A 23,893-nucleotide genomic window follows, 5' to 3' on the forward strand; every position below is an offset into this window, starting at 1 on the left:
GGCCGGGCCTGAGCGGTCCTCTCGGGTCCGGGCGGTTCGTCGAACCAGGCCACCCGATCGATCGACACGACCCGCCGAGCCCCGGCGCCGAGGACGGCGGCCGGGGGTGACCGAAACTGCGACAGAAGGAGCACGTGATGCCCCGGAGCACCGTTCCCGTCCTGTTCCACCGCATGGCCGTCCCGGCCCGGAAGGCGCTCCTGCCCCTCGCCGACGGTCTGGGCACGCTCACCGCGGCGGCCCGCGCGCTGCCCGACTTCCTCATCTGCGGGGCGCAGCGCTCGGGCACGACGTCGCTGTTCAGGACGCTGTGCCTGCACCCGTGCGTCACCGGGCCCACCCTGCGCAAGGGGGTGCACTACTTCGACACCGGCTACCGCGGCGGCCCGGACCGGTACCGGGCGTACTTCCCCCCGCGCGCGGGGCTGCGGGCCCGGCGGGGGCGTCCCCGGGTGAGGGTGGTCGAGTCCAGCCCGTACTACCTGTTCCACCCGCTGGCCGCCGAGCGGATCGCCCGCGACCTGCCGGACGCGCGGGTGGTGGTCATCCTGCGCGACCCGGTGGAGCGGGCCTACTCGGCGCACGCGCACGAGACCGCGCGCGGGTTCGAGACCGAACCGTTCGAGCGGGCGCTGGAACTGGAGCCGGAGCGGCTGGCCGGTGAGGAGGAGCGGATGCTGGCCGACCCCGGGTACCGGTCGTACTCCCACCAGCACCACGGCTATGTGGCGCGCGGCCGCTACGCGGATCAGCTGGAGCGGATGGAGAAGCACCTGGGGCGGGACCGGATGCACGTGGTGGACCACGCCGACCTGTTCGACGGCACGGCGAGGGCGCTGGGTGAGGTGGAGCGGTTCCTGGGGCTGCCGCCCGGGCCGGGCGACGCCCCGGGCAGGCACAACGCGCGCGCCCGGACGAGCATGCCCGAGGGGCTGCGAGCGGAACTGGCGGCGCGGTTCGCCGACAGCGACGCGCGGCTGGCGGACTGGTGGGGGCGCGTCCCCTCGTGGCGCGCGTGACCGCCGCGGCGGAGCGGGAGCGGGCGGGACTGCGCCGCGTGCTGCGCGGCGGGGCGGTCAACATGGCGGGGGCCGTGGTCGGCGCCGCGCTGAACCTCGCCGTGATCGTGACGATCACTCGGGCGTTCTCCCAGGAGACGGCGGGGCTGCTGTTCTCGGCGACGTCGGTGTTCCTGATCGCCGCGGTGGTGGCCAACCTGGGCGCGTCGGACGGGTTGGTGTACTTCATCGCCCGGATGCGCGTGTTCGGCGAACCCGGGGGCGTGCCCCGGCTGCTGCGGACGGCCGCGGCCCCGGCCGTGCTGGCGGCGTGCGCGCTGGCGGTGCTGCTGGTGGTGTGCGCCGGTCCGGTGGCGCGGGGCCTGGGCGGCGGCGAGGCGGAGGTCTACCTGCGGCTGCTGGCGGTGTTCCTGCCGTTCGCGGTGCTGGCGGACACGGCCCTGGCCGCGACGCGGGCCCACCACGACATGGCCGGGACCGTGCTGGTGGACAAGGTGGGCCGCCCGCTGGCCCAGCTGGCCCTGGTGACGGGGGTCGCGCTGTCGGGGGCGGCGGGGCTGTTGGCGCTGGCGTGGGCCGGGCCGTACCTGCCCGCGGCCGTGGTGGCGTGGTTCTGGTTGGGACGTGTCGTGCGCCAGGCCGTTCCCGAGGCCGGTGGGGCCTCCGGGGATGCGGACGGATCCGGGGGTGCGCACGGTTCCAGGGGTGCGGATGCCCTCGGGAAGACGCACGGCTCCGGGGATGCGGATGCCCTCGGGAAAGCGGCGCCCGTGGGGAAGCGGGGGACTTATGGTGCCCCCAGTGCCACTGGGACGGCTGTGGATTCGGAGATCGGCCGCGCCCGTGAGGAGTCCGCGACCACGGAGACGGCCGTGGCTCCGGAGGCCGTGGAGGAGAGCGTGGAGCGGGTGGAGGCGCGGACGTTCTGGGCCTTCTCCCTGCCGCGTGCGGTGGCCGCGGTCGCCCAGATGGGCGTGCAGCGCGGCGGCGTGGTCCTCGTGGCGCTCCTGGGCGGGCTGACCGGCGCGGCGGTGTTCACGGCGGCCACGCGGGTCATGGTGGTCGGCCAGTTCGGCACGCAGGCGGTGCTGTACGCGGCCCAGCCCAGGTTCGCCGAACAGCTGGCGACGGGCGACCACGCCGGGGTCCGGGCCCTCTACCAGGCGGGAACGGCGTGGCTGGTGTGCCTTCTGTGGCCTTTGTACCTGTCGGTTCTGGTGTTCGCCCCCCAGGTGATGCGGCTGTTCGGGCCGGAGTACGCGGCGGGGGCGACGGCGCTGGTCGTGGTGTGTGCGGGCCAACTGACGGCCGCCGCGCTGGGGATGAGCGACCTGGTCCTGACGATGACCGGGCTGACCCGGCTCAACCTGGTCAACAACGTGCTGTCGCTGGCGGCGAACGTGCTGGTGTGCGTGCTGCTCGTACCCGTGGCCGGAGCGACCGGGGCGGCCGTGGCCCTGGTGGCCGCGATGCTGGTGCGCAAGCTGCTCCCGCTGTGGCAGTTGCGGTCCCACGTGGTGCTGCACCCGTTCAGCCGCCCGGTGCTGGCCGCGACCGCCAGCGCGCTGACGTGGTTCGGCGTCCTGCCGCTGCTGCTGGAGGCACTGCTGGGCGGCGGGATCGCGACGCTGGCGATGGCGGTGGCCTCGGGAGCGGTGGGGCACCTGGTGACGGTGTGGTCGCTGCGCGGACTGCTGGGCCTGGACCCGCGCCGGTGAGGCGTGCCGCGGCGGCCGGAGGGGTGTCCGGCGGTGGCTGAAGGTAGTGCAGGCACGCGGCGGCCGAGGACGCCCAGTCGGGGAGCGCGGCCGGAGGCGGTGCGGGCACGCCGAGGCGGGCGGGCCCGGGGGACCCCCCGTTATCCATGAAAGCCCCTGCGCGCGCCCGGCGGAAGACGCCCTCCCCCGCCTGTGGACAACCGGTGCGCCTCGCCGCGACCCTCCCAGCGACTACACAGAGTTATGAAATGATGACCACATGTCTCCACGACCGGTTCTCCTGGTGGCCTCCAGCGGAGGGCACCTGGCCCAGCTGTGCTCACTGCGTCCGTGGTGGCGGCACCGCGAGCGCGTGTGGGTGACCTTCCGGACCCCCGACGCCGAGTCCGCCCTGACCGGCGAGCGCGTCCGTTGGGCCTTCCACCCCACCACCCGCCACGTGGGCAACCTGCTGCGCAACGCCTGGCTGGCCGTGCGCGTCCTGCGCGAACGGCGCCCGTGCGCCGTAGTCACCACCGGTGCCGGGGTGGCGCTGCCCTTCTTCGCCCTGGCGTGGCTGCTGCGGATACCGACCGTCTACATCGAGGTCTACGACCGCCTCGACACACCGACGCTCACCGCACGGCTGTGCCGTCCGTTCACCCGGCTGTTCCTCGCCCAGTGGGAGGAACAGCGCGCCTTCATGCCGACCGCCATCACGGTAGGACCGCTGCTTTGACCGAACAGACCACGCGTCCCGTCCCGCGCCCCGACGACAGCGGCCACCCCGACGTGGTCGTCAGCCTCGGCACCGACCACCACTCCTTCGACCGGCTGGTCCGCTGGGTCGACGACTACGCCCGGCGCCACCGGACCCTGCGCTTCCTGGTCCAGCACGGGCACAGCGCCGCCCCCGAGGTGGCCGCGGGCACCCCGTTCCTGCCCGGCGAGGAGCTCGGCGAGCACATGCGCCGGGCCCGGGTGGTCGTCGCCCACGGTGGACCGGGCACCATCGTCCAGGCCCGCCGCGCCGGACGCCTGCCCATCGTCGTCGCCCGCGACCCCGAACTGGACGAGCACGTCGACGAGCACCAGCTCCTGTTCGTACGGCGTCTGGAGGAGGCGGGCCGGGTGCGTTCCTGCGCCACCCCCCAGCAGCTCTGCGCGCTCCTGGACAGGGCGCTCGCCTCGCCCGCGGACTTCCGGGTGGACCCCGGCGACGGCGAGGGCACCGAGCGGGCCGCGCTGCGCGCCGGGGAGCTCATCGACCTGCTCACGCGGGGCCGGGGCGCGACGGCCGAACCCGTCGCCACGGCCGCCGCCCCCTCAGTCCCCCGGGCCGCCGACCACATCTTCGGCCGCACCGCCGCGCGGACCGCCGCCTCCGGAGCCGACGACACCGGTCCCCTGCCCGGCGTGACCGTGGTGGTGCCCACCCGGGACCGGCCGGAACTGCTGCGCCGCACCCTGCGGGCGATCAACGAGCAGGACTACTCCGGCCGCATCACCACGATCGTCGTCTTCGACAACGACCAGCCCGACCCCTCACTGGCCCGCTCCGACGGCGACCGCCCCGTGCGGGTGGTCACCAACACCCTCACCCCCGGCCTGGCCGGGGCCCGCAACACCGGTGTGCTCGCCGCCGACACCGACCTGGTGGCCTTCTGCGACGACGACGACACGTGGCTGCCCGGGAAGCTCCGGGCACAGGTCGGCGTCATGCTCGACGAGCCCGGCACGGAGATGGTGTGCTGCGGCATCCGGGTGGTCTACGACAGGGTCGAGGCGGTCCGCAGCCTGGACCGCACCAGCGTGACCTTCGGCGACCTGCTGGGGTCGCGCCTGACCGAGCTGCACCCGTCCACGTTCCTCATCCGGCGCCGCGCCATGATCGACGGCTGCGGAACCGTCAGCGAGGAGATCCCCGGCAGCTACGCCGAGGACTACGAACTGCTGCTGCGCCTGGCCCGGCGCGGCCCCATCCGCAACATCCCCGAACCGGGCGTGCGGGTGCTGTGGCACCGCAGGTCGCACTTCTCCGGGCGCTGGCGGACCATCTCCACCGCCCTGCGCTGGCTGCTGGACCGCTACCCCGAGTTCGCTCTGGTGCCGCGCGGCCACGCGCGCGTGGCCGGGCAGATCGCCTTCGCCGAGGCCGCCTCCGGCCGCCGACGCGCGGCGCTGCGCTGGATCGGCACCACCGTCCGCAGCCGCCCGGCCGAGGCCCGCGCCTACCTGGCGCTGGCGGTGGTGCTCGGGGTGCCCGCCGGGTGGGTCACGCGCGCGCTGCATCTGCGCGGCAGGGGCCTGTAACCTCGGTCCGCGCGCCGGCGAGCCCGGCGCGCGGACCGAGAGCAGCCGGGAAGGACAGGCATGATTCGTAAAGCCACCCCCGAGGACGTCGAGGGGGCGGCGGACACGCTGGCCGCCGCTTTCGCGGACTACCCCTTCACCCGTCACGTGATCAGCGCCGACGGACACGAGACGCGCCTGCGGGAGTTCCAGCGCGTCTTCCTCGCCGACGTCGGCCTTCCGTACGGACGGGTGTGGGTGAGCGACGACCTCCAGGCGGTCTCCGTCTGGACGGTGCCCGGTTCCGAGGGCGCGCAGGAGGCCGTGGAGGCCCTGCTCCCCGGGCTCGTGGAGCTGGCGGGCGACCGCGCCCCGGCCTACGCGGCGGCCGAGGCCGCCATGGAGCCGTACCGGCCGGAGGAGCCGGTGTGGTTCCTCGGCACCGTCGGCGTCCACCCCGCGTCCCGGGGCCGGGGCCTGGGACGCGCGGTGATCGGCGCGGGCCTGCACGAGGCCGACGCGGCGGGCTTCCCGGCGTTCCTGGAGACGTCGACGGAGGACAACGTGGGCCTGTACACGTCGCTCGGCTTCCGGGTGACCGCCGAGTACGTGCTGCCGGGGGGCGGCCCGCGCACCTGGTCGATGTTCCGGCCCGTGGGCGGCTGAACCGGCGCGCCCGAGCGCGTGCCCCACACGCGCGGACCGCCGCCCCCTGGTGGGAGCGGCGGTCCGCGCGAACCGTCCCGGACGGCCCCGGCCCGGGGCGGTCAACCCCGTTGCTGGGCGTATTCGGCCAGGCGGCGCACCCGCTCGGGCAGGTACACGTACGGGTCCTGTCCGGCGGCCTCGAAGCCGCGCTGGGCGTACTCGTTGGCCCGGATCCGGAAGTCGCAGTCCGGGGACAGCTTGTTGTCCCACACCTTGACCGCGCGCACCCGCTCGTAGCGGCGCAGCACGTCGGGGATCTCGGAGTACCACTCCAGGGTCTCCTGCGAGCCGATGGGCGTGGTGCCCATCTCCCCGATCATCACCGGCTTGTCCGGGTCGATCCCGTGGTCGGGCCCCTCGTTCTGGAACCACTCGTAGGCCGGGCGCATCATGTCCTCGAAGGAGTACACCTCGTCCCAGTGCGGCTGGGAGTCGCAGCCGGTCATGTTGTACGCCTCCCAGCTGACCCAGTCGACGTAGTCGTTGCCGGGCCACAGGCCGGGGAGGCGGTCGAAGTTGCCCTCCCAGCCGGTCACGTTCCACACCCAGATGGCGTTGTCCGCGCCCTCCTCGCGGTACAGGTCCACGATGTGCCGCCAGGCCCGCACGAACTCCTCGGGCGTGCCGCGCCTGTTGTAGCGCGTGTTGGCGTCGGCCTCGTGGTCGAAGGTGACGAAGTAGGGCACGTCCAGTTCCGCGACGGCGCGGGCCTGGGAGCGCAGCGAGTCGTCGAACTCGCCGTCGATGAGGGACTCGTAGGAGACCGCCGGATGCCCGGAGCGCGTGAACCGCCGGGCCTCGATGTTGGTGTGCACGAACCTGCCCTCGGCGATCAGCTCCCGCTCGCGCCTGCCGGGGATGTTGGCCTGGTCGACGCCGCGCCAGGTGTAGACGATGTCCATGCGGCGGTCGACCGCCTCCTCCAGGGGCTCGATCCGGTCCTGGTAGGGGCTGGCCCCCCACCAGACGCCGCACGAGGGCTCCAGGATCTCCGAGACGGTGCACTCCTCGTCGGTGGCGTACCCCCAGCGCCAGGGCGGCTCCGTCACCCCCGCGGGCCGGTCCGAGGGTTGCCGTGGAGAGGACGGGGCCCCGCCCGCCGGGGCGTCCCCCGCTCCGACCAGTGTCAGGACGAGGGTCAGTGCCCCCGTCGTCGCCAGTGCCCGTACCGGTCCCCTGTCCACGTCGAACTCCCCCTAATTCTCCAAATGTGACTTAGAGTGTTCAGATGAACACCATACGTCATGATTGGGGCGAACAACAGTCCTTGAAGTGGCAAAACGGACTTCAGTAGCCGTAACGCCCCCGGGAGGGAGCCGTCACGGCGGCCACCAGGCGCCGCCGCCAGGAGGGCATCGCCTCACGCCACCCGTGGTCGGCGCGGACCCCGACGCGCCCGGCCGTGAAGCGCATCGGGTTGCCGGACACGGCGTGCCCCTCCGACAGCTCGAAGCCGTCCCGAGCCGCGTCCGGAGGGGTGCCCGCGTACCCCGCGAACTCCGTGATCCGGGCGAACTCGCCCCCGGGGTCGGCGACGAAGTCCTCGTAGCGCACGCGCAGGGTCGGGACGCCGCGCCGGGCCAGGGCGTCGAAGCAGGCGTTCTGGGTCATCCACTGCACCGAGGCCCGCCCGGCCGAGTAGCGGGCCATCTCCGGCTCGCTGCTGTCGGGGGAGGCGTCCGGGCGCGCCACGCGCCTGGCCCAGGAGTGGGCCACCGCGCGCGGGTCGCGCACCACGTGCAGCAGGCGCATCCGCGCGCCGTAGCGCCAGCGCAGACAGGCGGCCAGGGAGGCGTGCTTGCTGGCGTCCACGATCACGTGGGCGCCGCTGACCAGGGACACCGCCGAGTACAGGCGGTGGTAGAGCTCGGTGTAGCGGTCGCAGCGCGAGGCGAGCAGGCCCTGGTGGGCGCCGTTGAGCAGCACCGGCAGGAAGCGGGTGCGGTCGACGCGGTCCTTGAGCCGCAGCACCTCCCCCGTGTCCAGGCGGTCCCAGCCGCCGAAGGCCTCCTTGCCCACGTCGGACCAGAAGCCGCAGCCGGAGAACGGTCGGCCGCAGCCGCACAGCTCGTCCTCCACCAGTCCGCGCCGCCACAGGTGCACGACCTCGCCGACCGAACAGAACCCGGGCAGTTCGCCGAGGAGCCGCTCGATCAGGGTCGAGCCGGAGCGGCCCATTCCACCGACGAACACCAGTCGATAACCATCGTCCACCCCACCAGGCTATTACTTTCAGTCACTACACAGCCCCCCAAAGTGACGACTCCGTTCCCGGGCCGGGGGCCGCGACCCGGACACGCGTCGGCCCCGGCCCGGGGGAGCTGCCCCCGGGCCGGGGCCGAACGGTCGGTCGTGCGCTCCTCGCGCGGTGGCCGCGGAGCGGGCTGTGGAAGAGCGGGGTCTCCACAACCCCCCGGGTCAGAGGTCCTGGACGTTGAGCAGCAGGTTGACCGTGCCCGCGGGAACGCCGCTGAGCTTGTCCACGCCGGCGTTGGAGACGAGCCAGTCCTGGATGGTGGCCTGGTCGTCGTCGCCGTTCACGCTCTTGTACAGGGCGGCGGCCCCGGCCACGTGCGGGCTGGCCATCGAGGTGCCGTCATAGGAGTCGGTTCCGCCGCCGGGGACGGTCGACTCCACGTCCACGCCGGGGGCGTAGATGTCGACGGACGGGCCGTGGTTGGAGAAGACGGCCGCGGCGTCGGTCGCGTCGGAGGCGCCGACCGTGGTCACGCCCTCGGCGCCGCCCGGAGAGGTGTTGCCCGCGTCCTGGCCCTCGTTGCCCGCCGCGACCGCGACGAACACGCCGGACTCGGCCAGGCCGTTGACGGCCTCGTCCAGGGTCGGGGAGGACGGGCCGCCCAGGGACAGGTTGGCCACGGCGTTGGATCCGGCGTTGGCGGCCACCCAGTCGATACCGGCGATGACGTCGTCGTAGGAGCCCGAGCCGTTGTCGTCGAGCACCTTGACGCCGAAGAGGTCGGCGGCGGGGGCGACGCCGTACGTGGCGGAGCCGATGGTGCCCGCGACGTGGGTCCCGTGGCCGTTGCCGTCGGAGCCGTCGCCGCCGTAGGCGTCGAAGGCGGAGGAGGCGCGACCGCCGAAGTCGGGGTGCGAGGCGTCGATGCCGCTGTCGATGATGTAGGCGGAGACGCCGGCCCCGTCGCCGGTGGTGCCGTAGGAGCCGTCCAGGGGGAGGTCCTCCTGGTCGATGCGGTCCTGGCCCCACGTGACGGTGGTGTGCGCGACGCCGACCTCCTCGACGTAGGCGACGCCCGACTGCCCGCGCAGTTCGCGCACCTCCGCCGCGCTCAGGCTGGCCGAGTAGCCGTTGACGACCTCGTCGTAGGTGTGGTTGACCTGGTCGGAGGAGATGCCGAGGGACGAGGGGGTGACGGAGGCGGCGCTGAGCGTGTCCTCCAGGACGACGAAGTAGTCGCCGGTGGCCGAGGCGCCGACGGTGTGGAGGGGGGCGAGCTCGTCGGCGCCGGCCGAGACGGCGCCCGACAGGGCCAGGGGGACGGAGAGGGCGCCGGCCGCGGCGAGGCCGAGCACCGTTCTCCTCGTGGTGTGCCTGTGCACTCGTATTCTCCTTTTGCGGGGGACGGTAATGGGAGGCGCACAGCGGTTAATAACCCAGAGTAGTCAAGCGATTCCAGGTTCGCTGCGCTTTGCCACCATAACCAGACTTCGTCCTTCGCTCCAGGGCCCGAGGGCAACTTTTTTTGCGTCCAAGTACCTCGGATCAGCCTTCGGGGTCCGTGGTCGCGCAGCGAACGAGGGCTTCGGTGCAGTGGCAAGGAGCCCGAAAAACACTCGCCTGTAGTGGTCAAACGTTTTTCGGACAGACCTTTCGGTTCCCCCCGGAGCCCTTACGGAGAAACATGGCGTTGACCGAAGGAAACCATTCCGTAAGAATCTGAGAACCGAAACAGGTTTCTCGGGTAAGACGGACGGGGGCATGGGCGGCGCACCTGGCGGCGCCCTTTCCGGTGCGTCCGGACCGCCGGGCCCGCTCCCCGCCGTGCCTCCCTGCCCGGTGGCGGAACACGGGGAAGGGGACCGCCCGAGGGCGGCCCCCTTCCACCTTCCGGGCGCCCGGCGCGCCCCGGTCGGGGTCAGTCGGTCTTGACGACCATCCCCGCGGCGACCGTGGTGTTGGTGGACTCGTCGATGAGGATGAACCCGCCCGTCTGGCGGTTCTTGGCGTACTCGTCCACGAACAGGGGCTGGGTGGAGCGCAGCCGCACCCGGCCGATCTCGTTGAGCGACAGGTGGTCGGCCTGCTCGTCGCGGTGCAGCGTGTTGACGTCCAGCCGGTAGCGCAGGTCCTTGACCATGACCTTCGCGGTGCGGGTGGTGTGCTTGAGGATGAGTTTGGAGCGCGGCGTGAGCTTGCGCGCGTCCGTCATCCAGCACACCATCGCCTCCAGGTCCTGGGTGACCGCGGGGGCGTTGTTGGGGCGGCAGATCATGTCGCCCCGGGAGATGTCGATCTCGTCCTCCAGCAGGAGGGTGACCGACATCGGCGAGTAGGCCTCGGTGACGTCGCCGTCGGCGGTGACGATCCTGGCGATCCGCGTGTTCAGCCCGGACGGCAGGTGGGTGACCTCGTCGCCCGGCTTGAGGACGCCGCCCGCGATCTGGCCCGCGTAACCCCGGTAGTCGTGCAACTCGGGGTCGGCCGACCTGTGCGGCCGGATCACGTACTGCACGGGGAAGCGCGCGTCGATGAGGTTGCGGTCGGAGGCGATGTGCACGTTCTCCAGGTGGTGGAGCAGGGAGGGCCCGGTGTACCAGGGCATGTTCTCCGAGCGGCTCACCACGTTGTCGCCGTTCAGGGCCGAGATCGGCACGAAGGTCAGGTCGCACACGTCCAGCTTGGTGGCGAAGTCGGCGAACTCGGCCCGGATCTCCTCGAAGCGCTCCTGGGAGTAGTCCACCAGGTCCATCTTGTTGACCGCCAGCACCAGGTGGGGCACCTGGAGCAGGGTGGTGAGGAAGGCGTGGCGGCGGCTCTGCTCCTGCAGGCCCTTGCGCGCGTCCACCAGGATGATGGCGAGGTCGGCCGTGGAGGCGCCCGTGACCATGTTCCGGGTGTACTGGATGTGCCCGGGGGTGTCGGCGATGATGAAGGTGCGCTTGGGGGTGGCGAAGTAGCGGTACGCCACGTCGATGGTGATGCCCTGTTCGCGCTCGGCGCGCAGGCCGTCGGTGAGCAGCGCCAGGTTGGTCTGCTCCTCGCCGCGCGCGACGCTGGTGCGCTCCACCGCGTCGAGCTGGTCCTCGAAGATGGACTTGGAGTCGAACAGCAGTCGGCCGATCAGGGTGCTCTTGCCGTCGTCGACGGAACCCGCCGTCGCGAACCGCAGGATGTCGTTACTCATGCTTGCCTGGTCCAATGCGGAGTGTGTGGTCTGCGGGGAACGGGTTCCGGCGCGGGTGCCAGTGGGCTGGCCCGAACGTCGCCGGTGTGGTGCGCGGGGTCCTGACCCGCGTGCCGGCCGGTGTCGGCGCCCGAACCTCGCCACGAGTACGAGGTCCGGCGGACGGGGCGGGCCGTGGACCCTCCCGGCGGTCGCGCTAGAAGTAGCCCTCGCGCTTGCGGTCCTCCATGGCGGCCTCGCTGGTGCGGTCGTCCGCCCGCGTCTGCCCCCGCTCGGTCACCCTGGTCGCGGCGATCTCGGCGATGATGTCGTCGATCTCCACGGCCGTGGACTTGACCGCCCCGGTGCAGGTGAGGTCGCCGACGGTGCGGTAGCGGACGGTCTCGGTGAACGGGACCTCGGTCTCGTCGCGGTTGATGATGGGCGAGTTCGACAGCAGGATGCCGTCGCGCTCGAAGACCTCGCGCTCGTGGGCGAAGTAGATCGAGGGCAGCTCCAGCCGCTCCCGCTTGATGTAGGCCCACACGTCCAGCTCGGTCCAGTTGGAGATCGGGAAGACCCGGATGTGCTCGCCCCGCTCGATGCGGGTGTTGAACACGCTCCACAGTTCGGGGCGCTGGTTCTTGGGGTCCCACTGGCCGAACTCGTCGCGGAAGGAGAAGACCCGTTCCTTGGCCCGGGCCTTCTCCTCGTCGCGTCGCGCACCGCCGAAGGCGGCGTCGAAGCCGTTCTCCTCGATGGCCTCCAGCAGCGCCGAGGTCTGGAGGCGGTTGCGGCTGGCCCAGCGGCCGGTGGGCTCGGAGACCTTGCCCGCGTCGATCTGCTCCTGCACCGAGGCCACGACCAGGCGGACCCCCGCCTCGGCGACCCGGCGGTCGCGGAACTCGATGACCTCGTCGAAGTTGTGGCCGGTGTCCACGTGCATGACGGGGAAGGGGACGGCGCCGGGCCAGAAGGCCTTCTCGGCCAGGCGCAGCATCACGATGGAGTCCTTGCCGCCGGAGAAGAGCAGCACCGGCCGCTCGAACTCCGCGGCCACCTCGCGCATGATGAAGATGGCTTCGGCCTCCAGGACGTCCAGCTGGGAGAGCTGGTAGCGTCCGGCCTGCTGACTCGCCTGACCCATGAATCCGCCTTAGAAATACCGACAGGGCCGACGGCGGAGGGGTCGTCCTATCAGCCCCCCGCGTGCGGACCCGCGCTGTCCAGGTCCGCGCCGTCGCGGATGCTCGCCAACAACATACCCGACAATTCCGATCGGCATACAAGGACATCCGGCAGCTGCGGGTCCGCCGTGTTGTACCGCAGCGGGGAACCGTCGATCCGGGAGGTGTGCAGACCCGAGGCCCGGGCCACCGCCACCGGGGCGGCGCTGTCCCACTCGTACTGGCCGCCCGCGTGCACGTAGATGTCGGCGATGCCGAGCAGCACCGCGCAGATCTTGGCGCCCGCGGAGCCCATCGGGACCACCTCGGCGCCCAGCTGGGTGGCCATCCGCTGGACGAAGGCCGGGGGCCGGGTCCGGCTGGCGGTGATGCGCAGCCGCTGGTCCGAGGGGCGCTCCTCGGGCAGCCAGGGCGGGTCGACCGTGGACAGGGTGCTGCCCTGGGCGGGCAGCGCCACGGCGCCCGCGACCAGGTCGCCGTTCTCCCACAGCGCCACGTGCACCGCCCAGTCGGTGCGCCCGGCCTCGGCGAACTCGCGCGTGCCGTCCAGGGGATCGATGATCCACACCCGGCGCGCGTTGAGCCGCGCGGGGTCGTCGGCGCCCTCCTCGGAGAGGACGGCGTCGCTGGGCCGCAGCCGTCCCAGCGCGGAGAACAGGAACTCGTGGGAGGTGCGGTCCCCCAGGGTGCGCAGGACGTCGGGCTCGTCGAAGCCGTGCCGGGCGCGCAGGCGCAGCAGCAGCTGCCCCGCCTCGCTGGCCAGGTCGCGGGCCACCTCATGATCGTTTCGGATGTTCTTCACCGGCTAGTATGCTCCCGCCCCACGGATCACCGCTGACCACGTCTTCCACAAGATCTGGACGTCCAGTGTCAGCGACCAGTTTTCCACGTACCGCAGGTCGAGGCGGACCGATTCCTCCCAGGAGAGGTCGGAGCGGCCGCTCACCTGCCACAGACCCGTCATACCCGGCTTGACCACCAACCTGCGGCGGACGTCGTCCCCGTAGCGGGCGACCTCCTCCGGAAGCGGCGGCCTCGGGCCGACGAGCGACATCTCCCCCCGGACCACGTTGACGAGCTGGGGAAGCTCGTCGAGCGAGTACCGGCGCAGCCAGGCCCCCACGGCCGTCACCCTGGGGTCGCGGCGCATCTTGAACAGCACGCCCTCGTGCTCGTTGCGGGGCTGGAGCATCGCCTTCAACGCCTCGGCCCCCACCACCATCGTACGGAACTTGTAGACGGTGAACTCGCGGCCGCCCCTGCCCACCCGCGTCTGGGTGAAGAGGGCGGGCCCGCCGCCCTCGGCCCGGACGAGGACGCACAGCGCGAGGAACAGCGGCGACAGCAGTATCAGGGCCAGGGCGGCGGCGCAGCGGTCGAAGGCGCCCTTGAGGACGCGGCGCGCGCCCACCAGTTCGGGGTGCTCCACGTGCAGCAGGGGCAGCCCCGCGACCGGCCGGATGGAGGTGCGCGGTCCGGCCACGTCCATGAGCGCGGAGGCGACGATGAGGTCGGTGCCGGTCTCCTCCAGCCGCCAGGCCAGGCGGCGCAGCTCGGCCCCGTCCATCTCCGGACAGGCCAGGACCGCGACGGTGTCGGCCCCGGCCAGGGCGGCGGCCTCGGCCGCGCCGGTGAAGGTGCCCAGGACCGGACAGCCCTCCACCTCGTCGGCGCCCGGACCGGAGGCGACCTCCTCCTGGGGCAGGCACACGCCCACCACGCGCATGCCGTGGTAGACCTCGCCGCGGAACCGGCGGACCAGGTCGCGGACGGCCACGCGGTAGCCGACGACCACGACCCCGCTCATGCACTGGCCCGAACCGCGGCGCCGGTGCAGGGCCTTGCGGCGCGCGTACCTCAGACCGAGGGTGAGCAGGAGGATGAGCGGCAGGGTGACCAGCGCGTAGCCGCGGGCGAGGTCGAAGCGCAGGGCGTAGGCGCCGACGGCCACGGCGGCGGCGAGGGCGATCCCGGCCGTGGCGACGCGGCGGTACTCCTCCGTGCCCACGCCCAGGAAGCGGCGGGCGTAGCCGCCGCCCAGGTAGACGAAGAGGATCCACACGGGGGGCAGCAGGAGGGAGAGGGCCAGGTAGGGCAGGGTGGTGAGGGTTCCGAGGGCGGAGGGGAAGCGGACCGCCGCGCCGCTGAGGGTGGCCGTCAGGGCGGCGGCCAGGTCCAGGCCGACCAGGCTCACGACGTAGGGGCGCACCCAGGCGCCGTTGGTCCCACCGCCGGAGGCGACCGCCGCGCGCCGCCCGGTGGCGCCCGCGGTCCCGGGGATTCCCGGGACCCTTGGGACTCCGGGGCCGACCACGATCCGCGTCGACTGTTCGTGGACGGTCTTCGTCCGGCTGGTTGTGACCACGTACACTCCCCCAAGACCCACGACTCTTGCAGCTCACACGGCATAGCTCCGCGCGCCGTGGGAGAGCACTCTGAGGACGTGAGCGGGGCAGGTGCGCCGGGCGCGGAGACCAACGCCCCGAACATTAACCAAAAGTAGTGGAAAAGTCGCGCAGTGTTGCGGCTTGTTGGGTAAGAAGGCCTGTTCAACACAAGAATGTGTCTGTGCCGAGATCCGTGCGGTCACGCAGGGGTGACCTGATGGGGACACCGGCGGCCGCGCGGGGGCACAGCCGAAACCCGGGCCGTCCGGAGGGGCCCGGCGGCGGCCCGCGACCGGCCCCGGGGCGGCCGGTCGCGGGCCGCCCCTCCCCCTCCCGGGCCGGTCACCCCTCCCGGTCCGGACGGAAGAGCCGGGCCGGTACGGCGTCGGCCATGGCGGCCATACCGGCGTCGTTGGGGTGCAGGCCGTCGCCGCTGTCGTAGGCGGGCAGCAGGCGCAGCGGGTCGGCCGGGTCGCGCGTCACCTCGTCGAAGTCGATGACCGCGTCGTACTCCCCGCCCGTGCGGATCCACTCGTTGACCGCCTGGCGCTTGGCCTCGTTCTCTTCGGTGTGGAACCCCAGGGTGTCGCCCCCGAACGGCAGGATGGTGCCCCCGTAGACCCGCAGCCCGGCCGCGCGGGAGCGGGCGATGATCTGGCGGTGGGCGCCGATGACCTCCTCGGCCGTGACGGTCTCCGACACCGGGGCCACGGTGCCGGGGTGGCCCAGGTCGTTGACCCCCAGCAGGACGATGACGTGGCCCACGCCCGGGTGCGCCAGCACGTCCCGGTCGAAGCGGCGCAGGGCGCTCTGCCCGAAGAAGGCCGCGAAGTCCTCGGCGTCGCCGCCCTCGGGCGGGTTGGGGTCGTGGAGCAGGCGGTTGCCCCCGATCCCGGAGTTGAGCACGCCGGTGTGCGGCAGGCGCCGGGCGAGCAGGTCCGGCCACCGGTGGTTGGCGTTGACCCGGGTCTCGGAGCCGTCGGTGATGGAGTCGCCCAGGGCCACGACCGCGTCGGCGAGCCGCGTGCGCGACCGCACGCTGACCCCCGACAGGAAGTGCCACTGGGTGAGCGTGCGGGTGGCCTCGACGGACGTGTCGCCGGTGACGTCGCCCGCGGCCACCACGTTCTCCTGGAAGGAGGAGGCGTGCAGGGTGGTCACCGGCGTCTCCTCCGGCAGGTGGATGCTCACGACCAGGTCGGAGCGGGCGGGCAGTTCCAGCGGCACCGGGTCGCTGACCATGGGGGCGCCCGCCGGGACGGTCACCGACGTACGGCCGCCGAAGGTGACCGTGCGGTCGGTGGCCGGGTCGATGTCGGTGCCCGAGTCGCCCGCGCGCAGGGCCACGTGCACCTCGCCCACCCGCAGCGCGCTCTCCCCGAACTCGTTGGTCAGGCGCAGGCGCAGCCGGTCGCCGCCGACGCTGGTGCGCACGACCTGCCGGACGGTCTCGTCGCGCAGGACCGGGGTGGCGGTGGCGGGCGCGGCGGTCGGCGCGGCCGCCCAGGTGCCGACCCAGTTCCCGGCGTCGGGCTCCGGTTCGGCGGCGGCACCGGTGGCGTTCCAGCCGCCGAGCAGGAGCAGTGTGCCGGCCATGACGACGGCCATGCCTCGTCGGGCGCGGGTGGGGGACATGGTCTTCTCCTCGGGGGCGGTGGCCACACCGGCCTCCTTGGCGCGGAGCCCGGGAGTTTTCCGGAACTTTCCGGTCAAACCAGCCTAAGGAGCGCCGCACGGAGGTGTCAACGCCCTCCCCCGGGCCCCGTTCACGGCGGCGGGGCGGTGCTGTCGCGCACGACGAGCTCGGTGGCCAGCTCGACCCGCGGGCTCTCGATGGTCTCGCGCTGCACCAGGCGGTGCACGGTGCGCACCGCGAGCCTGCCCATGTCCGACAGCGGCTGGCGCACGGTGGTCAGGGACGGCGAGGACCAGCGGGCCTCGGGCAGGTCGTCGAAGCCGACCACGCTGACGTCGGCGGGCACCCGCAGGCCGCGGCGGCGCAGCGCCTCGTAGACGCCCAGCGCCATCTGGTCGCTGGCCGCGAACACGGCCGTGGGCGGATCGGCGAGGTCGAACAACCGCTCCCCCGCCCGGAAGCCGGACTCGTAGCCGAACTCCCCCGGCACGACCAGCTCGTCGTCGACCGCGAGCCCCGCCGTCTCCAGGCCCGCCCGGTAGCCGTCGAGCCGGGCCCGGCTGCACCACAGCTCGGGGCGCCCCGCGACGAAGGCGATGCGCCGGTGGCCGAGGTGGATCAGGTGCTCGGTCGCGCTGAGGCCCCCGGCCCAGTTGGTGACGCCGACCGTGGGGGTGTCCAGGTCCGGGACGCCGACCGGGTCGACGACCACGGCGGGCACGTGGAGCTCCCGCAGCTCCTCGCGCAGCTCGGGGTCCAGGTCGGTGGTCACGAGGATCGCCCCGTCGGTGGCGCGCGAGCGCACGTTCTCCAGCCACTGGCGGGTGGAGCTGACCCGGCGGTGGATGGCCGACACCACGATGCCGGTCCCGCTCTCGTGCGCGGCGTCCTCCACGCCGCGGATGATCTCGACCGCCCACGGGCTGTCCAGGTCGTTGAAGACGAGGTCGAGCAGGCCGACGCGCTCCCGTGGCCGACCTCCGCGGCGCCGGTAGCCGTGGGCGCGGATCAGGCTCTCCACGCGCTCGCGCGTGGCGGGGGCGACGTCGCCCCGGCCGTTGAGCACGCGCGAGACCGTCGGCGCGGAGACGCCCGCCTCCTCGGCGATGGCGGAGATCGTGACGTCTCGGGACGGGGTGTCGGGCATGGTCCTCCTTTGTGCCCACCCAGAGTACGAGCACAGCTGGTGGGGCGACAGCGCCGAGACGGGATCTTGACGCTGTGCCCGGCGACGACCTAGGGTCCATTGACCTTCACATTTTACGGAACTTTCCGGAAGTTTCGTCGGTCGCCAGATCGGAGATCCCCCCATGAAGCCGCTCCGCCTCGTCACCGCCGTCCTCGCCGCGACGGCGCTGGCGGTCCCCCTGGCCGCCCCCGCGTCCGCGGCCCCCGGGCACGACCACGGCGACGGCCACCGGTCGCCGCACCACCCCCGCCACGCCAAGCCGGGCACGCTGCGCTGGGCCGCGCCCGAGGGCCTGGTCATCGGCACCGCCGTCGCGGGCGGCGGGCACCACGTGGACCAGGACTACCCCGACCCCTTCACCTCGGACCGGCGGTACCGCCGGATCCTGGCCCGGGAGTTCAGCTCGGTCTCCCCCGAGAACCAGATGAAGTGGGAGTACATCCACCCCGAGCGGGGCGAGTACGCGTTCGGGATGGCCGACAGGATCGTGGACTTCGCCGAGCGCCACGGCCAGGACGTGCGCGGGCACACCCTGCTGTGGCACAGCCAGAACCCCGCGTGGCTGGAGGAGGGCGGCTTCACCGACGAGGAGCTGCGGGAGATCCTGCACGACCACATCACCACCGTCGTCGGCCGCTACGAGGGCCGGATCTCGCAGTGGGACGTGGCCAACGAGATCTTCGACGAGTCGGGGCGGCTGCGCACCGAGGACAACATCTGGATCCGCGAGCTCGGGCCGGGGATCATCGCCGACGCCTTCCGCTGGGCGCACGAGGCCGACCCGTCGGCGGAGCTGTACTTCAACGACTACGGCGTCGAGGACGTCAACGCCAAGAGCGACGCCTACCACGCGCTGGTCCAGGAGCTGCTGGCGGACGGCGTGCCGGTGCACGGGTTCTCCGCCCAGGTGCACCTGAGCATGCGGTACGGGTTCCCGTCCGGCCTGGAGGAGAACCTCCAGCGCTTCGACGACCTCGGCCTGGGCACGGCGCTGACCGAGGTGGACGTGCGCATGGACGTGCCCGGGGGCGGGGAGCCGACCGGGGAGCAGCTGGAGCGGCAGGCCGACTACTACGGTCGGGCGCTGGAGGCATGCCTCGGGGTGGAGGGCTGCGACTCCTTCACCATCTGGGGCTTCACCGACAAGTACTCGTGGGTGCCGGTGTTCTTCGAGGGCGAGGGAGCGGCGACCGTCATGGACGGGGACTTCGACCGCAAGCCCGCCTACTTCACCCTCCGGTCCCTCCTGGAGGAGGCCGAGGACGACGGGCGGGGCCGCCCGCCCCGGGCGGGCCGCGGCCGGTAGCCGGGTACCGCGCCCCCGTCACCGCGCCCGCCGGCGCTCCTCCGCCGGCGGGCGCGGTACGTCCGACTCGGCGCGCGCCGTGCCCGGCGCGGGCGCCCCTCGCGTGGAACCCCTGGTGGGAGCGGCCGTCCGGCGGGCGTGTGAGCCCCGCCCCGGCGGACCCCGGAGCCCGGGAGGTCAGGCGGCGGTGTGGTAGATGTTCTGCGCCCGGCCCAGGCCTTCGGTGAGCACCGTGCGCACCGCGTCGGCGGCGCGTTCGACGTTGAGGTCCAGCTCGGCGCGCTCGGTGGAGGAGAAGTCCTTGAGCACGTACGCGGCCGGGTCCATCCGGCCCGGCGGACGGCCCACCCCGAAGCGCACGCGGATGTAGTCCGGGCTGGACAGGGACGAGGTCATCGACTTCAGGCCGTTGTGCCCGCCCGGCCCGCCGCCCTTCTTGAGCTTGAGCGCGCCGAAGTCGATGTCCATCTCGTCGTGCACCACGACGATCCGCTCGACCGGGACCTTGTAGAAGCGGGCCAGACCGGAGACCGGGCCGCCCGACAGGTTCATGAAGCTCCGCGGCTTGGCCAGCACCACGGGGACGCCGTCCAGGCGGGTCTCCACCACCTCCGCGTGCGCCTTGTGCGCCTTCCAGCGCTCGCCGCCCGCGAGCGCCTCCACCACCAGGAACCCGGCGTTGTGCCTGTTCCCGGCGTACTTGGGCCCGGGATTGCCGAGCCCCACGACGAGCCAGCGCTCGGTATCGGCCATGTCCTCGTTCTCTCCGCCGACGCTTGTGCCCCCGGCGCTCCGCGCGCCGGGGCCCCTGCCGCCGAACAGCCTGCCCCACCAGTTGCCCATGGGGCACGACCCTACCGGGACGGCGGCTGACACGACGGACGCGCGGCCCCTGTCGGGAGACCGCGCGTCGTCGTGTGTGGCCTGCGACCGCCTTACTCGGCGGCGGCCTCCTGGGCGCCCTCGTCGCCCTCGGCGGCCTGGGAGGCCTCCTCGCTGGTCTCCGGCTCCTCCTCCACGCGCGGGGCGGAGACGGTGAGCAGGATGGCCTCGGGGTCGGTGGCCAGGGTGACGCCGGAGGGCAGCTTGACGTCGGCGGCGGTCGGGGTGGCGCCGATCTCCAGGTCCTCGACGACGAACTCGACGCCCTCGGGGATGTGGGTGGCCTCGGCCTCGACGGCCACGGTGACGAGCTCCTGGGTGAGCACACCCGGGGCCTTGACCTCACCGATCAGGTTGACCGGGATCTCGACCTCGACCTTCTCGCCCTTGGAGACGACCAGCAGGTCGATGTGCTCCAGGAAGCCCTTGATGGCGTCGCGCTGCACGCTCTTGGGCAGGGCGAGGTTGTCCTTGTCCAGGCCGTCGAGGCGGATCAGGACGTTGGGGGTCTTCAGGGCGAGCATGAGCTCGTGGCCCGGCAGGTTCAGGTGGCGGGGCTCGGTGCCGTGGCCGTAGAGGACGGCCGGCACCTTACCCGCGCGGCGGGCGCGACGAGAGGCGCCCTTGCCGAATTCCGTGCGGGGCTCGGCAGCGATACGTACCTCGGACACGACAAAACTCCTCGGGTTCAACCCCGCAGAACGGGGAACACGGCTCCAGTAGCACGAACGATTCCCGCCCTCGGCGGGGAATGCGGCGGGGGCTGCCCTCAGGCAGGGACGCGGCCGCCCTGGTTCCAGGCGTGCCCGGCGAGCCGTCACCGGACCCGCCCGGCCCGGGAACGCTCGTCGCGCACCCCTGCCCGCCTTCCGAACGCAGCCTTCTTAGGGCTCCGCCTGGGCACGGGGACACTCGGTCAAGTCTAATGGCTTCGCCGACGACTCCGAACATGGCCCGCGATTCCCGCCCCGGTCCGGACAAGCCCCCAGAGAAACCCGCCGGCCGGGCGGCCTCGGCGCGGACGCCCGCGAGGGGACCGCCCGGCCGCGGACGCGGCCCCGGCCCCCAGACGGCCGTCGGGGTCCGAGGACACGCGTCCGGGCCGCCCGGGGTCCGGAAAGCACCGGTCAGCGCGCTGGAGGCCGTCTGCGCCGCCCCGCGCCGCACCGTCCCCGTCGGCCGCGGGCCCGGAGGCGGACCGGAAACGACGCGGACCTCCCGCGGCGGCCCGGAGGGGCGGCCGCGGGAGGTCCGGGCGAAGGGGCGCGCGTCCCCACTTACTCGAACAGGCTCGTGACCGAGCCGTCGGTGAAGACCTCGCTGATGGCGCGGGCCACCAGCGGCGCGATCGAGAGCTGGGTCAGCTTCTCGAAGGAGCGCTCCTCCGGAACGGGCAGCGAGTTGGTGATGACCACCTCGGAGATCCGCGAGTTCTGGAGGCGCTCGGCCGCCGGACCGGACAGCACGCCGTGCGTGGCGGCCACCAGGACCTTGGCCGCGCCCTGCTCGAACAGGGCCTCGGAGGCCTTGACGATGGTGCCGCCGGTGTCGATCATGTCGTCCACCAGCACGCAGACGCGGCCCTTGACCTCACCGACGACCTCGTGCACCCGGACCTGGTTGGCCACGTCCGGGTCGCGGCGCTTGTGGATGATCGCCAGCGGGGCGCCGAGGCGGTCCGCCCAGCGGTCGGCGGTGCGCACCCGGCCCGCGTCCGGGGAGACCACGGTGATCTCGGACTGGTCGACCCGGCCGGCGATGTGGTCGGCCAGTATCGGCAGCGCGAACAGGTGGTCCACCGGGCCGTCGAAGAAGCCCTGGATCTGGTCCGTGTGCAGGTCGACGGCCATCATCCGGTCCGCGCCCGCGGTGCGGAACAGGTCGGTCATGAGGCGGGCCGAGATGGGCTCGCGGCCTCGGTGCTTCTTGTCCTGCCGGGCGTAGCCGAAGAACGGGGTCACCACGGTGATCCTCTTGGCGGACGCGCGCTTGAGCGCGTCCACCATGATCAGCTGCTCCATGATGGACTCGTTGATCGGGTCGGAGTGGCACTGGATGACGAACGCGTCCGAGCCGCGCACCGACTCCAGGTAACGGACGAAGATCTCACCGTTGGCGAAGGTGTCGAACCGGGTGGGAACCACGTCGATCCCCAGTTCCTTCGCGACCTCCTCGGCCAGGCTCGGGTGCGTGCGCCCCGAGAAGAGCATCAGGTTCTTCTGGCCGGTGGCCTTCATCCCGGTCACGTGTTTCTCCCCCACAGTCACTGCTTGTCGTCGGCTCTGTGCCGATCGGCCTGCTCCGCCGCCTCGGCGGAGGGCGTGCCCGGGCGCTTGCGCCGGGTCCAGCCCTCGACGTTGCGCTGGCGGTGCCCCTCGGAAACGGCGAGGGCACCGGGCGGCACGTCGTCGCGGACCACGGTCCCCGCCCCGGAGTAGGCGCCGTCGCCCACGCGGACCGGGGCGACGATGGTGTTGTCGCTGCCGATCCTGACGTGGTCGCCGATGACGCTCCGGGACTTGTTGACCCCGTCGTAGTTGACGAACACCGAGGAGCAGCCGATGTTGCTGCCCACGCCGATGTCCGCGTCGCCCACGTAGGTCAGGTGCGGGATCTTGGACTCGGCGCCGACGTTCGAGTTCTTGACCTCGACGAAGGCTCCGGCCTTGGACCGCTCGGCCAGGCGGGTGCCCGGCCGCAGGTAGGTGTAGGGGCCGACGGAGGCCCCGGGGCCGATCTCGGCCCGGTCCGCCGTGGTCTCGCGCACCGTGGCGCCCGCGCCGACGACCGTGTCCCTCAGGTCCGCGCGGGGGCCGACGACGGCGTCCTCGCCGACGGAGGTGGCGCCCAGCAGCCGGGTCCCCGGTTCGATCACGGTGTCGCGGCCGATGGTGACCTGGGCGTCGATCCAGGTGGTGGCGGGGTCCACGACGGTGACCCCGGCGAGCATGTGCTCGTTGACCAGCCGGTCGTTGAGGACGCGGCGGGCCTCGGAGAGCTGGACGCGGTTGTTGACGCCCTGGACCTCGTGCCAGTCGTCCGCCGCCCAGGCGCCGACCCGGTGGCCGTCGCCGCGCAGCAGGGAGACCGCGTCGGTCACGTACTCCTCGCCCTTGGCGTTGTCGGTGGACAGGCGCTGGACGACCTCGGACAGCAGGGCGCCGTCGAAGGCGTACATGCCCGAGTTGATCTCGTCGATCGCGTGCTGCTCGGGGGTGGCGTCGGCGTGCTCGACGATGCCGGTGAAGTCGCCGTCGGCGTCGCGGACGATGCGGCCGTAACCGTGGGGGTCGGGTACGCGCGCGGAGAGCACCGTGACGGCGTTGCCCTCCTCGTCGTGGGCCGCGACGAGCTCCGCGAGCGTGGAACCGCGCAGGAGGGGGGTGTCACCGCAGGTCAGGACCACGGTGCCGCTGAGCTTGACGCCCTTGGCGGCCAGGTCCTCGATCGCCATGCGCACGGCGTGGCCGGTGCCGTTCTGCTCCTCCTGGACCGCGGTGGCGGCCTGGGGGGCGATCTCCTCCAGATGGGATCTGACCTGCTCACGCGCGTGGCCGACGACCACGACCGCGTGCTGGGGGTCGAGTTCCCGCGCCGCCGCGAGCACGTGGCCGAGCATGCTGCGGCCGTTGAGTTCGTGGAGGACCTTGGGAAGCTTCGACTTCATTCGGGTGCCCTCGCCCGCCGCGAGGACGATGACGGCAGCCGGACGGTTCACGCTCACTGAGGAGTCCCTCGTGGTAGCTGGTGGCTGAGATGTCGGCTCACCCCTCGGCGGCGCGACCCGCATGCCGCACGGGCGGCCGTCGGATGACCAGCGGCCGACATGGGAAGGATACATGCGCGTCACCGGCGCCCCACGGGCGCGTGACACGGGGGTGAGCGGCCGTTGGCCGCGCCGCGCCTGTGGCGGCGGTTTCTGGGGGTTCGGTGTGAGATGCACCGCTCCGCGGGGGTCCGCGGGGATACGTCCCTCGCACGGGGACGCGCGGACCCGCTCGGCGCCCGCGCGTGTGCGCGCGCGACGCCGGGGTAGCTCCCGGACCAGGGCTCGAACCTGGACGATGGGGACCAAAACCCCACATGCTGCCGATTACATCATCCGGGAACGCGCGAGGGCGGAGCACACCGCCCGTACGCCAGCCACCAACATAGCGCCTTTGACGGAGGGCTTGCCAAACCTACGGCATCGTAGGTTACGGTTACGTAGGAATAGGTTGGGTCGTC

General features: G+C 72.6%; 19 protein-coding genes. 6 read left to right on the forward strand and 13 right to left on the reverse strand.

All coding sequences use genetic code 11. From position 1 onward, the window contains the following. Nucleotides 1-137 precede the first annotated feature (137 nt). From UIS43_RS13540 to UIS43_RS13560, 5 genes are all read left to right on the forward strand, one after another. A complete protein-coding gene (locus tag UIS43_RS13540; protein ID WP_013154974.1) occupies nucleotides 138-1,019 on the forward strand; it encodes a sulfotransferase domain-containing protein in 882 nt (293 codons plus the stop codon). Then, nucleotides 989-2,737, forward strand: coding sequence for a lipopolysaccharide biosynthesis protein (locus UIS43_RS13545; protein WP_370013206.1), 1,749 nt, complete (start codon nucleotides 989-991; stop codon nucleotides 2,735-2,737). The genes UIS43_RS13540 and UIS43_RS13545 overlap by 31 nt, the downstream gene beginning before the upstream one ends. 259 nt (nucleotides 2,738-2,996) lie before the next feature. Continuing rightward, nucleotides 2,997-3,455, forward strand: coding sequence for a polysaccharide biosynthesis protein (locus UIS43_RS13550; protein ID WP_013154976.1), 459 nt, complete (start codon nucleotides 2,997-2,999; stop codon nucleotides 3,453-3,455). Next, complete coding sequence (locus tag UIS43_RS13555; RefSeq protein WP_370013207.1) at nucleotides 3,452-5,029, forward strand: glycosyltransferase; 1,578 nt, start codon at nucleotides 3,452-3,454, stop codon at nucleotides 5,027-5,029. The genes UIS43_RS13550 and UIS43_RS13555 overlap by 4 nt, the downstream gene beginning before the upstream one ends. 60 nt (nucleotides 5,030-5,089) lie before the next feature. Further along, nucleotides 5,090-5,674, forward strand: a complete 585-nt coding sequence (locus UIS43_RS13560; RefSeq protein ID WP_013154978.1) for a GNAT family N-acetyltransferase — start codon at nucleotides 5,090-5,092, stop codon at nucleotides 5,672-5,674. A gap of 101 nt (nucleotides 5,675-5,775) precedes the next feature. Here the strand turns inward: UIS43_RS13560 and UIS43_RS13565 are convergent, their stop codons facing one another. The 9 genes from UIS43_RS13565 to UIS43_RS13605 all read right to left on the reverse strand — a co-directional run bounded on the left by UIS43_RS13565 (nucleotide 5,776) and on the right by UIS43_RS13605 (nucleotide 17,436). Further along, nucleotides 5,776-6,765, reverse strand: a complete 990-nt coding sequence (locus UIS43_RS13565; protein WP_370013250.1) for a glycoside hydrolase family 26 protein — start codon at nucleotides 6,763-6,765, stop codon at nucleotides 5,776-5,778. A gap of 238 nt (nucleotides 6,766-7,003) precedes the next feature. Continuing rightward, nucleotides 7,004-7,894: a sulfotransferase gene (locus tag UIS43_RS13570; RefSeq protein WP_358456031.1), complete on the reverse strand. Its 891-nt coding sequence runs from the start codon at nucleotides 7,892-7,894 to the stop codon at nucleotides 7,004-7,006. 240 nt (nucleotides 7,895-8,134) lie between these two features. Continuing rightward, nucleotides 8,135-9,295 (reverse strand): S8 family peptidase, encoded by a 1,161-nt coding sequence (locus tag UIS43_RS13575; protein ID WP_370013208.1) that lies wholly within the window; start codon nucleotides 9,293-9,295, stop codon nucleotides 8,135-8,137. Between the two features lie 536 nt (nucleotides 9,296-9,831). After that, nucleotides 9,832-11,115 (reverse strand): sulfate adenylyltransferase subunit CysN, encoded by a 1,284-nt coding sequence (cysN, locus tag UIS43_RS13580; protein ID WP_255342149.1) that lies wholly within the window; start codon nucleotides 11,113-11,115, stop codon nucleotides 9,832-9,834. Nucleotides 11,116-11,296: 181 nt separating this feature from the next. Then, nucleotides 11,297-12,226 carry a sulfate adenylyltransferase subunit CysD gene (gene cysD / locus UIS43_RS13585; protein ID WP_013154983.1) on the reverse strand — a complete coding sequence of 310 codons (930 nt, stop codon included), beginning with the start codon at nucleotides 12,224-12,226 and terminating at the stop codon, nucleotides 11,297-11,299. A gap of 50 nt (nucleotides 12,227-12,276) precedes the next feature. After that, the gene (locus UIS43_RS13590; protein ID WP_013154984.1) at nucleotides 12,277-13,068 is read right to left on the reverse strand and encodes a 3'(2'),5'-bisphosphate nucleotidase CysQ; all 792 of its coding nucleotides are present in this window, start codon (nucleotides 13,066-13,068) and stop codon (nucleotides 12,277-12,279) included. A gap of 3 nt (nucleotides 13,069-13,071) precedes the next feature. After that, nucleotides 13,072-14,631 (reverse strand): sugar transferase, encoded by a 1,560-nt coding sequence (locus tag UIS43_RS13595; RefSeq protein ID WP_071622742.1) that lies wholly within the window; start codon nucleotides 14,629-14,631, stop codon nucleotides 13,072-13,074. A gap of 364 nt (nucleotides 14,632-14,995) precedes the next feature. Further along, complete coding sequence (locus UIS43_RS13600) at nucleotides 14,996-16,315, reverse strand: SGNH/GDSL hydrolase family protein (RefSeq protein ID WP_370013209.1); 1,320 nt, start codon at nucleotides 16,313-16,315, stop codon at nucleotides 14,996-14,998. 104 nt (nucleotides 16,316-16,419) lie between these two features. Continuing rightward, nucleotides 16,420-17,436, reverse strand: a complete 1,017-nt coding sequence (locus UIS43_RS13605) for a LacI family DNA-binding transcriptional regulator (RefSeq protein WP_013154989.1) — start codon at nucleotides 17,434-17,436, stop codon at nucleotides 16,420-16,422. Between the two features lie 163 nt (nucleotides 17,437-17,599). Here UIS43_RS13605 and UIS43_RS13610 point away from each other — a divergent pair, with 163 nt between their 5' ends. After that, complete coding sequence (locus tag UIS43_RS13610) at nucleotides 17,600-18,784, forward strand: endo-1,4-beta-xylanase (RefSeq protein ID WP_358170611.1); 1,185 nt, start codon at nucleotides 17,600-17,602, stop codon at nucleotides 18,782-18,784. Nucleotides 18,785-18,961: 177 nt separating this feature from the next. Here the strand turns inward: UIS43_RS13610 and pth are convergent, their stop codons facing one another. The 4 genes from pth to glmU form a co-directional block, all read right to left on the reverse strand. Then, a complete protein-coding gene (gene pth / locus UIS43_RS13615) occupies nucleotides 18,962-19,627 on the reverse strand; it encodes an aminoacyl-tRNA hydrolase (protein ID WP_013154991.1) in 666 nt (221 codons plus the stop codon). 92 nt (nucleotides 19,628-19,719) lie between these two features. Further along, entirely contained in the window at nucleotides 19,720-20,337 is a 618-nt protein-coding gene (locus UIS43_RS13620) for a 50S ribosomal protein L25/general stress protein Ctc (protein ID WP_013154992.1), read from the reverse strand. A 606-nt stretch (nucleotides 20,338-20,943) separates the two neighbouring features. Continuing rightward, the gene (locus UIS43_RS13625; protein ID WP_013154993.1) at nucleotides 20,944-21,912 is read right to left on the reverse strand and encodes a ribose-phosphate diphosphokinase; all 969 of its coding nucleotides are present in this window, start codon (nucleotides 21,910-21,912) and stop codon (nucleotides 20,944-20,946) included. Nucleotides 21,913-21,929: 17 nt separating this feature from the next. Next, nucleotides 21,930-23,390 (reverse strand): bifunctional UDP-N-acetylglucosamine diphosphorylase/glucosamine-1-phosphate N-acetyltransferase GlmU, encoded by a 1,461-nt coding sequence (gene glmU, locus UIS43_RS13630; protein ID WP_013154994.1) that lies wholly within the window; start codon nucleotides 23,388-23,390, stop codon nucleotides 21,930-21,932. Nucleotides 23,391-23,893 lie beyond the last annotated feature (503 nt).

Source organism: Nocardiopsis sp. LDBS0036, assembly GCF_041228755.1.
Lineage (GTDB): Bacteria > Actinomycetota > Actinomycetes > Streptosporangiales > Streptosporangiaceae > Nocardiopsis > Nocardiopsis dassonvillei.